We start from the raw sequence: 15307 nt of genomic DNA, 5'->3' as shown, positions 1-15307 counted from the left end.
TTAGTAATAGAAATGTTGATAATGAAAATAATTATCATTGTTATTTTGTTGTGATAACATTAACCAATCGTGACTCTTAACTCAACTTCATATTGCACTATGTTCCGACTCATCGACGCTTCATTCGCTATTGATGACAAGCCGATCCTCTCCACCACCAGCCTCGAGTTCGCTGCCAAAAAAATCACCACATTACTTGGACATAACGGCTGTGGTAAATCGACACTGATCAAACTGTTGAGTAGGCAACACCGCCCTACCAGCGGCCAAGTGCTGTACCAGCAACAACCTGTTGAGGCCATGAGTCATAGCGAGTTCGCTCATCAAGTGGCGTATTTGCCTCAGCACCCACCGATGACCGATGGGGTCACCGTCCGCGAGCTGGTCTGCTTCGGTCGCTACCCATGGAAAGGCGCGTTTGGACGCTATACCGACAAAGATTACGCGATCGTTGACCAAGCGATTGAAAAAGTGGGCTTAAGTCGATTGAGTGACCGCTTCGTCGCGACACTCTCTGGCGGCGAACGCCAGCGCGCATGGGTGGCCATGCTGGTTGCTCAACAAAGCCAGACCTTATTGCTCGATGAACCCACTTCAGCGCTGGACGTCGCCCATCAATATGAGCTGCTGTCTCTGATTCAAGAGTTGAACCACAGCTTAAATCTAACGGTGATCATGGTGCTCCACGACGTCAATATGGCGGCTAAATTCAGTGACCATCTGGTTGCGCTGCATTCTGGCCAAGTGATTGCGCAAGGCACGCCGGAACAACTCATGACCCGCGACACCTTGAGCCAAATCTATGGGATGGAACTCGCGCTGTTTCCTCATCCGCAAACGGGTCAACCCATCAGCTACATCCCTTAAATCGCACCTAAAAGGACTCTGTTGTGAAAACACTACTGTTACTCTCACTGTCTCTTCTCGCTTTACCGGTATTTGCCGTTGATATCGAACACGAAATGGGCGTCGCTTCCTTTGAAACAACGCCGAAAAAGGTGGTCACATTGGACTGGGCCCTAACGGAAACGGTGTTAAGCCTAGGGGTTGAACTGCAAGGCGTCGCCGACGTTAATGGTTATCAACAATGGGTGGTAGAGCCCTCGCTCAGCCCAAATACGACCAATGTGGGCTCCAGACGCGAACCGAACATAGAACTATTGAGCCAATTAAAGCCCGATGTCATTTTGATCAGCCAGCATATGGCGGCGGCTTACGAGACACTGAGTGGTGTCGCACCTGTGTTGGTGTTTACTGTCTACAACCAAGACAAACAGCCTCTGCGCTCTGCGCAAACCATCACACGTAAACTCGGGACCCTATTTGGTAAAGAGCGCCAAGCGCAACAAGTGATAGAGCAAACTGAGCAAGTGCTGAAAGAAAATGGCGAGCAAGTGCGAGCGCATGGCGAGGTTAACGGCTTACTGTTCGCGCGTTTTATCAATGACAAAACGTTGAGGGTACACAGTCAAGGCTCTTTGGCCGATGCCACTATCAAGGCGATGGGGCTCAGCAACGATTGGCAACAGCCAACCAACTTGTGGGGATTTACCACCACAGGTGTCGAAAAACTCGCTGAGCACCAGCAGAGTAAAGTGCTGCTGTTTGGCCCATTAAAAGCGGAGCAGCGTCAAAGCTTACAGGCTTCGCCATTGTGGCAGGCAATGGCGTTCACTCGCCGCGATGATGTGTACGAGCTACCGGCCATCTGGACATTTGGTGGGCTTATCGCCGCACAGCGCTTTAGTGATCACATCACCCAGCAGTTGACGACGCCGAAATAATGAACAGCAACGCTTTGCGCCTCAAACAGCCACAAAAATCACAAACCACACCTTGGTGGATGGCAATAGTGCTGCTGAGTGTGATTGCTGTTTTGATCCAATACACCGCGCCCTACTCGCAAGGTATGGCGCTGGTATGGGAGACACTGTGGCACTTTGACTCAAGCAACTATCAACACCTAATCACTCATCTCACCTATTTGCCGAGACTGGCTGTTGCCCTACTGTGCGGGTTTGCTTTAGCTGTGGCAGGTTGCGTAATGCAGTTCGTGCTGCGCAACCCCATCGCTTCGCCCACCACCTTAGGTGTCGCGTCGGGCGCCGAGCTTGGGATGGTCCTTGGCTTACTGTTTGTTCCCTCAGAGTGGCTGCTACCAGGGTTTGTGCCTGCTTTTATCGGTGGCAGCGTAACCACGGCGTTGGTTTTTATCCTCAGTGCCAATCGCGGCTTCGCGCCACTACCGATGCTGTTGGCTGGCATGGTCATGAGCCTGTTTATTGGCTCACTCACGACCATGTTGGTCATGCTGCATGAGCAAAAGTTAACCAGCGTCTTTGTTTGGGGCAGTGGCGCGCTTAACCAGAACGGCTGGGACAGTGCCTCGCTGCTGCTGCCACTCGTTACTGTGCCAACGCTAATGTTGCTGCTTTTACAACGACCGCTGTCCACCTTGCAATTTGGCGATAATGTTGCTGCGTCTCTAGGGGTGAACATCAAGCAAATCAAATTGCTGTGCTTGAGTTTGGCGATTTTTATCACCGCGGCTGTGGTCAGCGAAGTGGGATTGATTGGCTTTATTGGCATTGTCGCCCCTGCGGTTGCAAGGTTAATTGGCTATAGAACTCTGTCGCTGCAGCTTGTTGCTAGCGGGACAATTGGCGCACTGATGCTACTGACGGTGGACCTCGTGGTTCAGCCTCTGTCTGGAGTTGGAGGGGAGTTGCTACCCACAGGGGCAATGACCGCACTCATTGGCTCGCCATTTTTGCTGTGGCTGCTACAAAGAACTAAGCTTCCATCGGAATTGCGCTCTCGCGAGCAACAGGTTGGACAGTATCGTCACGTCAGGACAAGACACGTCTACGGGGCGATGGCGACACTTTTACTGCTATGCAGTTTTATCGCGCTAGCGGTTGGCCAAGGTCAACATGGTTGGCAGCTGACCTTAGATCCGCAACTGTTGCAACTGCGTTTACCCAGAGTAATGGCGGCGCTATTAGCCGGGGTGGGGTTAGCGTTTGCTGGGAGCCTGATCCAACGCGTCTCGAACAACCCAATGGCCAGCCCAGAAGTACTTGGTCTCAGCTCTGGCGCAGCCCTGGCTTTAGTGCTTGGAAGTTTGCTCGGGGTTGCTGTTGAGCGCGAGCAGCAAATGCTGCTGGGGACCGCTGGCGCGCTATCGGTCACCCTATTAATCTGGTGGATCGGGCGCAAACATCAGTTTGCTCCCGGGCAAACCCTGCTAACAGGCATCGCCTTGAGCGCAGGGCTCGACGCTTTGCTACGCATCGCTCTGAGCTCAGGACAAGACAACGCCACCTCGCTGCTGACTTGGCTCTCTGGCTCAACCTATTTAGTCGCGCAGTCCGATAATGTGTTGCTGATGGCTGGTGTCACCCTCATAGGTGCACTCGCCTTAAGCCTGCAACGTTGGGTGGCGATCATCGAGCTTGGTGAAGTGACGGCGGGCAGCCTAGGGCTGAGTGCCGCTAAAGTTCGTTTGGTGCTACTGCTACTGGTTGCGACGTTAACAACACTGTGCACCATAGTCATAGGTCCTTTGAGTTTTATCGGTTTACTCGCCCCGCATATGGCACGCTCACTACACCAGTACCGCCCCCAAGCACAAATGCTCACCGCTGCATTGATTGGAGCTGTGGTGATGGTCTTGGCCGATTGGCTAGGGCGTAATCTCTGGTTTCCGTGGCAGTTCCCAGCAGGATTGCTCGCCTCACTGCTCGGCGGAGGCTATTTTCTCTACCTGATGCGCCGCTGATCTGCCCAGATTTGGAAGGTGACACCTGTTCACCTTCCAATAATAACCTTCTGATTAATAAGTGTAATGACACTATTTGCAACAAATTTGTCAAAAACATAAAAAACCAGTTGATCATGCGAATGATAATAATTAGCATTCTCTCGTCAGTTTAGTTAATAACATAACGAGAAAGAAAATGAATCGTAACAACGATCGGCTTAACCTCGAGAACTCAACCCTTTCGGTTAACACCAACCAACCCTCCATGGCTTGTTTTCTCAATTCACTTGCCCGCGAAAGTCAGTCAGTTCAACTGCTGTGCCACCAAAGCGGTGAGCACATTTACCAGCTTTCATTAGCAAACGAGCGCACCATTCACATTACTCTGAGCTACTATTCTCCTTTAGGCAGTCATGAGTACCGCTTGCCCGCTTTACTGCTCACTCCACAAGGGGTCGCAGCCCTAACCTCTGAGCAACTGCTACACCATATCGTTAATGAGCCGGCACTGGTTGGCATCGTGAGCGAAGAGCAAAAACAGATTTTCATCAAACGCGTGCTCGAAAGCCAGCGCAACACTCAGCAAGCAATTAAACACTCTCCCTATCAACAACATTTGTTTAACGCCAAGCTCGATTTTAAGACCGCAGAGCAGGGTCTACTGATTGGTCACTCATTCCACCCGGCACCTAAGAGTCGTGAGCAGTTCACTCTGACCGACGCTAAACGTTTCTCGCCAGAGCTCGGTGGGGAGTTCAAGTTGGTGTGGCTCGCCATCAATCAAGACATTGTTAGCACTGGCAGCTCAGCTGGTATCGATTTTAACCAGCGCCTTAAAGAGCTGGTTGCACATGATGTCACTTTGAGTGACGCACTCAATACCGCAACAGCGCAAGGAAAAACACTGCTGCCCGTTCACCCATGGCAATGGCATGTGATGGCTGACAACCCATCAATCAAAGGCTATATCGCCACCAAGCAGATCGACACTCTCGGCCAGATAGGTAGCACTTGGTACCCGACTTCATCCACCCGTTCGCTCTACGCGCCAAACCTGCCATACATGTTGAAGTTTTCATTGAGCGTGAAACTGACCAACTCAATCCGCAACTTGTCGCTGAAAGAAGTGGTGCGTGGCACTCGCCTCAATGACTTGTTCCAAACTCCTGCTTTGGCCAGCTTGCTTGGACAAGGCAAAGGCTTTCAATTGATGCAAGAGCCGGCATTTATCGGGATTCGCGATCTAAACGGCGACATTATTGACGAAAGTCTTGTGGCATTTAGAGACAACCCGTTGATGGATAATCCAACGCAAGAAGCGGTGGTTCTGGCAACCTTAACCCAACAAAATCCTTATGGTGGTAGCAGCCTTGTTGCGGCGCGGATTCAACATTACGCCGAGCAACAAGCCATCACGACGAATGATGCGGCTATCCGCTGGTTCGACGCCTACTGTCGTCACGCTGTGGTACCGCTGTTTGATCTACAAGCCAACTGGGGAATTGTGTTTTTGGCGCATCAGCAGAACATCGTGATGCAGTTAGAGCAAGGCTTACCAATTGGCATGTACTACCGAGACTGCCAAGGAACGGGCTACACCGAGCTTGCATTCGAGCTATTTGGTGACCAGCTTGGCGATAACAAGCACACGCTAGAAAACTACTGGAACCAAGATAAGGTCCGCCGCTATTTTGCCTACTACCTGATTATTAATTCCACCTTCAATGTCATCTCCGCCATTAGCGCCCACTCAAACGTTGAAGAAGCGCAGTTGATCGACATTTTGCACCACCATTTGACCGCACTGCTTGCTAGCGGAGTGAAAGACGACGAGTGTCTTCGCTATGTACTCACCAGTGAAGCATTGTGTTGCAAAGGGAATTTCTTCTGTTATTTACAAAACTTCAATGAAAACTCGATTCCAGACCCTGCTGTGATCTACTTTGACTTGAACAATCCTTTGGCTAATGTCGAGGAGTTGGCTCATGTCTGAATTCAATACCTTTATCTTTCATTCGCAGCCACAAGCAACAGTGGAGATCACCTTACACGCAAGCGATTTGGTGTGCTGTGAAATCGGCGATCAGTTAGTGCGCGAGTTGGATCAACTGTTTAGCCAAGATAAAACCATGGCCGACTGCCGCATTGTTAGCTCAGATCATGAAGTGACCCAGTGGCTAGCGACCTTGCTGCCAATCATCGATCAGACGGTAAGTCGTCACACTTTTTACCAACTGCCGCTGGTTTGGCATCAACACAAACCGTCAAGCGGCTTCCCGCAGCGTTTAGTTCAGTCCAATCCAAACTACCGTCATCACCCTTTACGTCCGCCTATGCCATGCGGCCAGGTGTACCAAAGATACGATAGTGGTATTGAGCAGAGCGTGAGTTTTCGGCTGATCGATCTGGCGACTGACCTTGAGCGTTTTACTGGTTGGATGAATGACCCACGGGTTGCGCATTTTTGGGAGCAAGCGTGGAGCCAAGAAAAGTTGGCAGAGTTTATTCAACAGCGCCTTGCAGACCCGCACATTATCCCTTTGATTGGCGAGTTTAACGGCGAAGCGTTTGGCTACGTCGAAGCCTACTGGGTGGCAGAGGACAGACTCAGCCCCTATTACGATGCAGAGCCCTTTGACCGCGGCATCCACCTGTTGGTGGGCGAGCAGTCGTTCCGTGGTCCTAAGTTTTTCAACGCTTGGATGAGAGCTATCAGCCACTACCTATTTATCGACGAGCTTCGCACCAACCGAATCGTACTCGAGCCCAGAGCAGACAATGAGCGTTTGTTTAATCGCATTTTGCCCCTCGGCTATCGTAAATGCTTTGAGTTTAACTTCCCGCATAAGCGTTCCGCGCTATTGATGTTAGAGCGCGACACCTTCTTTACGGAGCAGTGGTAATGGAACAGTTAGCACTCCATCAATTTTGGCCACTGGCCAACCAAAAAATGGTGGCTAAGATCCTCAGCGAGTTTGCCTATGAGCAAGCGTTTGGGTTTGAGAGCACCGAGAAAGGCTACCAGTTGACACTTGAGAGCGGGACCCGTTACCACTTTAGCGGTGAGGAGAATATTTGGGGTCAGGTGATGATTGACCCGACATCGATTGGTCGAGAGTCCCCCATTGAGTCACAGCAGCCTCTGAGCGCCGCGCTGCTGATGCGCGACTTACAACCGCTGCTCAATATGCCCGATGACGCATTTGCTGAACATTTGGAAGATCTGAATGCGACTCTACTTGGCGATTGCAAAGTGATGCAAGCCAAGCAAGCGATGACAGCGCGCGATTTGGCCATGCTGCCATGTGAGCAACAGCAAAGCTATTTCGATGGTCACCCCAAATTTGCCTTTAACAAGGGACGCCGCGGCTGGGGAAGCCATGACTTAGCTTTGTACGCGCCTGAGTCACGACGTGCATTCCAGCTTGGTTGGGTGGCGGCTCATCACACGATTCTCAAGCTGGCGACCAACGACAGCGTCAGTTGGCCGCAATTGGTGCAAGCGTCAATGTCAGAGCAGGACATCCGCCAACTCGATAGCACTCTGGCCGCGTATAACGTCGATATCAACGACTATCACTATCTGCCCGTTCACCCTTGGCAGTGGAACAACAAGCTCTCGATACTGTTTGTGCGCGAGTTGGCCACCAAGCAACTGGTCTATTTGGGTGAAGCTGGAGATGAGTTTGCTCCTCAGTTGTCACTGCGTACCCTGAGCAATGTCACTCGCCCCCAGAACTACGATATCAAGCTGCCATTAACCATCATGAACACCTCTTGTTATCGAGGTATTCCTGGTCGATACATACTTGCTGGCCCTAGCGCTTCAGACTGGATAGATAGCGTATTTAAAACCGATGCGCTATTGGTCGACAAACAAGCCGAAGTGCTCCAAGAGCCCGCAGCGGCATTTGCCGAGCAGGCCGATTACGCCTTGCTTGCCAATGCGCCGTATCGATATCACGAGCTGCTCGGTGTCATTTGGCGAGAGTCGGCGGTGTCTAAGCTTAAATCCAATCAGCACGCCATTTTAATGGCTGCGCTGATGGAAACCGACCTTAACGGTCAACCGCTGATTGCTGAGTACATTCAGGCGTCCGGTTTGAGTATCGACACCTGGCTAACCCAGCTATTCGATGCGGTGGTGATTCCTTACTATCACTTGCTGTGTAAGTACGGCGTCTCTCTGATCGCGCACGGACAAAACGTCACCTTAGTACTAGAGAACAACGTCCCCAAACGCATTCTGCTCAAAGACTTTCAAGGCGATATGCGTTTGGTCAGCAGTGACTATCCAGAGCAAAGCTCGCTTGATAAACGCGTCAAAGAAGTCACGGTTCGGCTGGATGAATCCCTAATCATTCATGACCTCCAAACCGGGCATTTTGTCACCACCCTTCGTTTTATTTCACCGTTAGTCGCCAAGTTAGGCTTCTCTGAGCAGCAGTTCTATCGCCTGCTTGGAGACAGGCTTAAAGCCTACATGGCCACCCACAGTGAGTATCAGCACAGGTTTGAGCAGTTTGACCTGTTCAAACCGAGAATTTTACGCATCGGACTTAACTTGGCTAAGTTTCGTCACAGCACCGACGCCAGCGCGTCACGCATGCTACCAGACATGGATGACATGCTGGATAACCCGCTGGTCAAGGCGCAACCGACGAGCACCAAGCGCTAGACACTCAATAACTACAACTTTAGCGCTCAATTAAGCCGCACAATAACCAAGAAAAGGATTGTTCTTATGGAACACACTAACAACGTCAAGCTAGACCTCGCCGGCGTCGGCGTCGGCCCCTTTAACCTCAGTGTTGCTGCCTTACTCGCGGATACTCCGCAGCTCAAAGCTCGTTTCTTCGAAAGTCGAGACAGGTTTGCTTGGCACCCTGGATTACTGCTAGACAACACCCACATGCAAACCATGTTTTTGAAAGACTTGGTGACCGCGGTCAATCCACAGAGCCATTACTCGTTTCTCAACTATCTGGTGCAAAACAAAAAGTTCTACCGCTTCTTATCTGCGGAGCTGCAATGCATCAGCCGTCACGAGTTCTCAGACTATCTCGCTTGGGCCGCCCATCAGCTAGACAATGTTCAGTTCTCGACTCAAGTCGAACAGGTCGAATACGATGGCAACACCTTTACCCTACATACCAATCAAGGCCGCTATCAAGCCAATAACCTCTGTATTGGCACAGGCAAAGTACCGAGCGTGCCCGATTGCGCCAAGCCTCATTTGGGCGAGCGAGTATTCCACGCCGCTGAAATGGGCTTGAAGGCGCGCGAATTTACCGGTAAGCGAGTGATGATCATCGGCGGTGGCCAAAGTGGCGCGGATATCTTCATCAACGCCCTGCAACATAAATGGGGTAAGCCTAAATCTCTTGATTGGCTGTCGCGCCGCGCGAACTATCAACCATTAGATGAGGCGGCCTTCACCAACGAGTTCTTTACGCCCGATTACGTCAACGCGTTTGTCAACTTAACGCCACAAGTGAAACAACAAGAGGTGACCAACCAGAAGCTCACCTCTGATGGCATCACTCAAAAAGCGCTGCTGACTATCTATCAAGAGCTATACCACAGATTTGACGTGCTAAAAGAAGAGAAGTGGGTACGGCTACTTCCGCATCGCACCTTGAGTCAAATGAACGCGCATGCCGATGGATATAGCCTCACGGCTAATAACGCACTCGGTCAATGCGTTGAAACCCATCAAGCGGACATTGTGATTTTGGCCACCGGCTTCCAAGCCCCTTACCCAGCATGCCTGAACCAGATATTGCCCCTGTTTGATCTCGACGCCCACCATCGCTACCAGATGACCCCGGATTTCGAGATTCAATGGGAAGGCCAGCAGCACAATAAGATTTTCGCCGTTAATGCGGGGATGCACACCCACGGCATTGCCGAGCCACAGCTGAGCTTAATGGCTTGGCGTAGCGCCCGAATCATCAACCGTTTAGCAGGAAAAGCGCTGTTCGATACCGACTCAGGACAAGGCATGATCGATTGGCTCTCTCCCGATACCTTGGTCGAACAGTTGGTCGCCTAACCTTTTTGTCGCTCACCTGCCTTGGTGAGGGACGGTTCAACCCGCCCAAGAAAACAGTGGTTGTCTATTCACCATTGCTGGGCCTATTACTACGATAAACATAGAGAAGAAAATGAAAGTGAATAAAGGAAACTTGCAGTTATCTTGCGCTGCAATGGCTGTTGCAGCCGCCATTATGACTGCGCCAGCGATTGCCCAAGAGTACACCCTGTTTGATGAAATGGTGGTGGTATCAAGTCGCACACCAAAAGCGATCAGCGACATTCCCGGCACCGTGTGGTACATAGACGCTCAGCAAATCGAGCAAGAGTACCGTGGCGGTAAAACGCTAGGAGAGATCCTCGCCACTTCGATTCCTTCACTCGATATTAGCAGTGGCGCGCGTACCAACTACGGCCAGAACCTGCGCGGCCGCAAAATGCTGGTCATGATTGATGGTGTCTCGCTGCAGTCATCACGTCAAATTAGTCGCTACATGGACTCAATCGACCCGTTTAACATCGAACGTATCGAAGTACTATCAGGAGCAACCTCGATATACGGAGCGGGCGCATCTGGCGGTGTGATCAACATTGTGACCAAGAAAGCAGATAATCAGGCGCTTGAGTTAGAGTCTTATGTGGGCGCAACCTCTGGCTTGAATTCTAGCGACGATTTCGACTACAAAATCGCTCAATCTATCTCCGGTGGCAACGACAAAGTCAGCGCTCGCGCAGCGGCAGTCTACTCAGAAACGCAAGGCTTCTTCGACGCCGATGGCAATATCGTCACCCCAGACATCTCGCAAGGGTCACTGCAGTTCAACCAAACTGTTGACTTAATGACCACGGTAGGGGTCAATATTTCCGATAGCAAACAGCTCAAGCTACTGGCCCAATACTATGATAGTCAGCAAGATTCACCTTATGGCCTTTACATCAAAAACGGCGACTTTGTCGACGTTCGCAAGGGCTTTGACTCTGATCGCGAACATGGCACCAAACGCATGATGCTCAGCGCTTCTTATGTCGATGATGCATTTTTAGGCCACCAGCTGATTGCCGAAGCGTCGTATCGTCACGAAGATCAAACGTACACCCCTTATTACCAATCGTCTGGCCAGCAAAAAACGGACGTACTGTCATTAAAAGCGGCACTGGCTAAACAGTTCGACAAGCTCAACCTGGTCTACGGTGTCGATGCATACCAAGACAAACTGAGCAGCAATCAGGCGCCGTATGATTCTACGATCGCCAACAACTCAGGTAACCTTATCAACCGTACTTATGCCCAAGTAGGCCGCTACCCAGGTATTGAAGTCGCCTCACTGGCTGGGTTCGTCCAAGCGGATTATCACATCACTGACAATTGGTCCGTTGAAGGAGGCTTTCGCTATCAACACATGGTCAACAAAATTGATGACTTTGTCGGCTATCAGCAACAGAAGAAAATCGCTGCTGGAAATGGCTTAACGGCTGATTCGGTGCCAGGTGGTGAGACTGATTACAATGTGGGTCTGTTCAACCTTGGTACGATTTACCGTATCGACAACCACTCACAAGTGTGGGCCAACTTCTCACAAGGCTTTGATCTGGCCGATCCAGCCAAGTACTACGGTCAGGGCCAGTACACTCTTGTTGGTGACAACTGGCAGCTAAATGACAGCATTAACGTCAGCGACTCTAAAATGTCAGGGATCAAAACCGACAGTATCGAGCTGGGTTACCGCTTAGATCGCAATGGCTTCAACCTGCAATCTGCCGCTTACTACTCAATCTCTGACAAGTCGGTCAAATACAATAAAAAGACCTTATTGATTGAAGAACTTGAAGACAAAAAACGTGTGTACGGCTTAGAAGCTATGGCTTCTTACTGGGTCAATGACCAAATCCAGCTTGGCGCTTCTGGCCACTACGTCGTCTCACAAATCAAAGGCGATGATGGCTGGCAGGATATGACCGCGGGCGAAGCCAGTACCTCACGAGCCAATGCGTGGGCCGGTTGGTATGACGATGCGTTAGCACTTAAGCTGCAAAGCCAAACCATGTTTGACTACAGCGACAAGGCAGGCAATAAGCTGGATGGCTATACGTTGTTCGATCTAGTGGGTAGCTACCAGTTGCCTGTTGGCAGCTTGGGTTTTGGTATTCAGAACTTGTTTAACCGCAACTACACCACGATTTGGGGACAGCGCGCGCAGATCCTTTACTCTGCGCACTACGATGCCGCTGCTTACGACTACAAAGGCCGTGGCCGCACCTTTAACGTTAACTACCAAGTGAAGTTTTAATACTCACAACAAAAAAACCGCCCGGACTAATGGGCGGTTTTTGAGCTAGATGCTCAACGTTTATAACTGATGAGTGCGGCTAGGTAAAAACACCTCTCCTAGCATACAACGTACGCTGCCACCACCAATGTTTTCAATTGTTTGCACGTTAAATGGCATTAGCTTGCCGTGACTCGATAGCTGAGCTAGCTGGGCTGCTGAGAAAGCGTCATAGGCGGATTGCGACATGGCAATCACCTTTTCACCATTAACCGTTTCCAGCTGTAGAATGTTGCCGCAAAACTGGTTCATCTGCTCCAATGAAATCGAAATCACTTGCTTATCTTTGGCCAACGACTTGAGCACAAAGCGGCGTTCAAACTCTGGGATCACTTCATCACAGATAACACAAAATCCTTCACCGATCGCCATCATGACGTTGGTGTGATAGATGGGCTTACCCGATGGCAGTGCGGTTTGAAACGACACCACACGTTCATAACCGATGCGCTGCGCGTAATCCTCAAGAACCTCGCGATCACAGCGTTGTGACAGCGCCGCGTACACGGTTTTATTGAGGTGATCTTTCACCATCACCCCGGTACTTTCTAGATGCGCATCTTGTGCCAAATAGTCCAGTAGATCGTCTTGTGCCAGCACCGGACGGCCCGCGAATTCAAGCGCCTCTACTAACGCTTCGGTTTTTACTTCTTGCTGACGGTTTTTGCACGCCATTGGGAAAGTATACAAGCGACCATCAGCGGTGGTGCTAAACCAGTTGTTCGGGAAGACCGCGTCAGGCGTTTCGATATTACCTAATGGGTAATCAAACACCACCACTTGCACACCCGCTTGGCGCAATTGCTCCACCATGGTATTGAACTCTTGCATCGCGAGCTGACGTATATGACCAGTGGTATCGTTGACTTGATGTTGAAATTCATTGTCTTGCGCCGTTTCAGCATTAAAGGCGAACTCTTTTGGCGGTACCATCACCACACAGTTAGCGTTTTGCACTGAAGATAGTTTTTTTTCTAGTATGGCTTGCTGTTTCAACATTGTGACAAACTCAATTAATCTCACTCAATAACGCCAATTGTAGACATAATGTTAAATAAAATATTACTGAAATACGCTACTAAATTGCACCTTTTGCAGTAACATTTACTGAACTAATTACTCAAGTCAGTAAATATTACTGACAAAACAACTTGGTCGATTGACAGAATGAATATTATGCAAGAGAAAGAATAATAAACTGGTTACATTTACCAAAGTGACGGTATACCATGACATCGCCCTTCCTATTAATGGACGAACGCATGCGCCCCAGCGGCGCTCCATTCTCATTGCGTGTTTAGGAAAATGATATGTTTAAAAAATTTGAAGGCTTTACTCAGCCTTTCCCCGACCAAGAGCCCAGTCAACCACCCAGTGGTGTGTTCGCGTTTTGTCGTCACTATACCCGCGGATTCGAAATCCCACTGTTAGTCATGTCGATCATGGCGACCATTGTGGCAGTGGTCGAAGTCTCTCTGTTTGGCGCTATGGGTAACTTGGTCGACTGGTTATCTAACAGTAATCCAGAAACCTTTTGGCAAGACAATCGTAGCGATCTGATTTTTTACGGTGTGTTACTGCTGGTTGTGATGCCTATCTTAGTGGTCGGCTATTCACTGTTGGTTCACCAAACTTTGCTCGGCAACTACCCGATGTCCATTCGCTGGTTGGCTCACCGTTACCTGCTAAAGCAGAGTTTGAACTTCTACCAAGATGATTTTGCCGGACGTGTCGCCACCAAAGTGATGCAAACCTCGCTCGCGGTGCGCGAAACCGTGATGAAAACCATGGATGTGTTTGTTTACGTCTCGGTTTATTTCACCTCGATGGTGGTGCTATTGTCGCAAGCGGATTGGCGATTAATGATTCCAATGATCATTTGGCTATTGTGTTACGTCAGCATCCAGATCTATTTTGTGCCTAAACTCAAGCAAGTCGCTTCTGAGCAGGCCGATGCACGCTCGACCATGACCGGTCGGATTGTCGATAGCTACACCAATATCGCCACGGTCAAATTGTTCTCACACAGTAAGCGCGAAACCGACTACGCCGAAAAGGGGATGAATGGCTTTTTGGACACCGTGTATCGTCAAATGCGCTTAGTGACGGGATTTGATGTTGCCGTCGAAGTTACTAACTATATTTTGGTTTTCTCGATTGGTGCACTCTCGATTTTCTTGTGGATGGACAACTCCATCAGCGTCGGCGCGATTGCCATTGCCATCGCCTTGGCACTGCGGATTAACGGCATGTCGATGTGGATCATGTGGGAAGTAGGGGCGCTATTTGAAAACATGGGTACCGTGGTCGATGGGATGAAAACCCTCTCTAAACCGATCGATATTGAGGACAAACCTAACGCCAAGCCCCTAGTGGTCGAGCAAGGCAGCATCGAGTTTGACAATGTCAGCTTCCACTATGGTGACAAAACTAAGGGCGTGATTAACCAGCTCAATCTGACCATCAAGCCCGGTGAGAAAGTCGGCCTGGTGGGTCGCTCTGGCGCTGGTAAATCCACGTTGGTGAATTTGCTGCTGCGTTTCCACGACGTAGAAAGCGGCCAGATTAAGATTGATGGGCAAGTGATCTCTGACGTCACCCAAGATTCACTGCGCAGCAAAATCGGCATGGTGACACAAGATACCTCGCTCCTGCACCGCTCAATTCGCGACAATATTCTCTACGGCAATCCCGACGCCTCAGAGGAAGATCTACTGCGTGCGACCAAACAAGCGCATGCCCATGAGTTCATCGAAACCTTGAGCGACCCATTTGGTAACACCGGATACGACGCCCAGGTCGGTGAGCGCGGCGTGAAACTCTCAGGCGGACAAAGGCAGCGTATTGCGATTTCGCGTGTGTTGCTCAAAGACGCGCCGCTGCTGATCTTAGATGAAGCCACCTCTGCGCTCGATTCAGAGGTTGAAGCGGCGATTCAAGAGAGCCTCAACGAACTTATGCAAGGCAAAACTGTGATCGCCATTGCGCACCGTTTATCGACTATCGCCGCGATGGATAGGCTCATCGTGCTTGATAAGGGCGATATCGTTGAGCAAGGCACCCACCAAGAGCTCGTCCAGCAAGGCGGGATTTATGCTCAGCTCTGGGCGCATCAGACCGGTGGTTTTATCGGCAACGAAGAAGACACCAAACAGAGCGCTTAGCAAAAGCCAAAAGCCAG

The 15307-nt window shown here is 50.3% G+C and carries 10 protein-coding genes; 9 read left to right on the top strand and 1 reads right to left on the bottom strand.

The annotated features are described in order from the left end of the window. Positions 1-99 precede the first annotated feature (99 nt). The 8 genes from MTO69_RS17250 (at position 100) to MTO69_RS17215 (ending at position 12087) form a co-directional block, all read left to right on the top strand. The gene (locus MTO69_RS17250; protein ID WP_248334668.1) at positions 100-867 is read left to right on the top strand and encodes an ABC transporter ATP-binding protein; all 768 of its coding nucleotides are present in this window, start codon (positions 100-102) and stop codon (positions 865-867) included. A gap of 23 nt (positions 868-890) precedes the next feature. Next, positions 891-1784, top strand: coding sequence for an iron-siderophore ABC transporter substrate-binding protein (locus tag MTO69_RS17245; RefSeq protein ID WP_248334667.1), 894 nt, complete (start codon positions 891-893; stop codon positions 1782-1784). Positions 1785-1843: 59 nt separating this feature from the next. Then, entirely contained in the window at positions 1844-3781 is a 1938-nt protein-coding gene (gene fhuB, locus MTO69_RS17240; RefSeq protein ID WP_248335604.1) for a Fe(3+)-hydroxamate ABC transporter permease FhuB, read from the top strand. Between the two features lie 178 nt (positions 3782-3959). Further along, a complete protein-coding gene (locus MTO69_RS17235; protein ID WP_248334666.1) occupies positions 3960-5756 on the top strand; it encodes an IucA/IucC family protein in 1797 nt (598 codons plus the stop codon). Beyond that, positions 5749-6666: a GNAT family N-acetyltransferase gene (locus MTO69_RS17230; RefSeq protein WP_248334665.1), complete on the top strand. Its 918-nt coding sequence runs from the start codon at positions 5749-5751 to the stop codon at positions 6664-6666. The genes MTO69_RS17235 and MTO69_RS17230 overlap by 8 nt, the downstream gene beginning before the upstream one ends. Continuing rightward, positions 6666-8441 (top strand): IucA/IucC family protein, encoded by a 1776-nt coding sequence (locus MTO69_RS17225; RefSeq protein WP_248334664.1) that lies wholly within the window; start codon positions 6666-6668, stop codon positions 8439-8441. Before MTO69_RS17230 ends, MTO69_RS17225 begins: the two co-directional genes overlap by 1 nt. 66 nt (positions 8442-8507) lie before the next feature. Beyond that, positions 8508-9818, top strand: coding sequence for a lysine N(6)-hydroxylase/L-ornithine N(5)-oxygenase family protein (locus MTO69_RS17220; RefSeq protein WP_248334663.1), 1311 nt, complete (start codon positions 8508-8510; stop codon positions 9816-9818). Positions 9819-9930: 112 nt separating this feature from the next. Further along, positions 9931-12087, top strand: a complete 2157-nt coding sequence (locus MTO69_RS17215) for a TonB-dependent receptor (protein WP_248334662.1) — start codon at positions 9931-9933, stop codon at positions 12085-12087. 60 nt (positions 12088-12147) lie between these two features. Here MTO69_RS17215 and MTO69_RS17210 read toward each other — a convergent pair whose 3' ends face one another. After that, on the bottom strand, positions 12148-13125 hold the full coding sequence (locus MTO69_RS17210; RefSeq protein ID WP_248334661.1) for an arginine deiminase-related protein: 978 nt from the start codon (positions 13123-13125) through the stop codon (positions 12148-12150). A gap of 311 nt (positions 13126-13436) precedes the next feature. Here MTO69_RS17210 and MTO69_RS17205 point away from each other — a divergent pair, with 311 nt between their 5' ends. Next, positions 13437-15290, top strand: a complete 1854-nt coding sequence (locus MTO69_RS17205) for an ABC transporter ATP-binding protein (protein ID WP_248334660.1) — start codon at positions 13437-13439, stop codon at positions 15288-15290. Positions 15291-15307: the final 17 nt, after the last annotated feature.

Source organism: Vibrio sinaloensis, assembly GCF_023195835.1.
GTDB classification, from domain to species: Bacteria; Pseudomonadota; Gammaproteobacteria; order Enterobacterales; family Vibrionaceae; genus Vibrio; species Vibrio sinaloensis_C.
This window is presented reverse-complemented; position numbering and strand designations above follow the sequence as displayed.

Coding starts and splice junctions, on each gene's coding strand:
- MTO69_RS17220 (WP_248334663.1), top strand. CDS start 8,508: ATGGAACACACTAACAACGTCAAGCTAGACCTCGCCGGCGTCGGCGTC.
- MTO69_RS17210 (WP_248334661.1), bottom strand. CDS start 13,125: ATGTTGAAACAGCAAGCCATACTAGAAAAAAAACTATCTTCAGTGCAA.
- fhuB (WP_248335604.1), top strand. CDS start 1,844: ATGGCAATAGTGCTGCTGAGTGTGATTGCTGTTTTGATCCAATACACC.
- MTO69_RS17235 (WP_248334666.1), top strand. CDS start 3,960: ATGAATCGTAACAACGATCGGCTTAACCTCGAGAACTCAACCCTTTCG.
- MTO69_RS17215 (WP_248334662.1), top strand. CDS start 9,931: ATGAAAGTGAATAAAGGAAACTTGCAGTTATCTTGCGCTGCAATGGCT.
- MTO69_RS17205 (WP_248334660.1), top strand. CDS start 13,437: ATGTTTAAAAAATTTGAAGGCTTTACTCAGCCTTTCCCCGACCAAGAG.
- MTO69_RS17225 (WP_248334664.1), top strand. CDS start 6,666: ATGGAACAGTTAGCACTCCATCAATTTTGGCCACTGGCCAACCAAAAA.
- MTO69_RS17230 (WP_248334665.1), top strand. CDS start 5,749: ATGTCTGAATTCAATACCTTTATCTTTCATTCGCAGCCACAAGCAACA.
- MTO69_RS17250 (WP_248334668.1), top strand. CDS start 100: ATGTTCCGACTCATCGACGCTTCATTCGCTATTGATGACAAGCCGATC.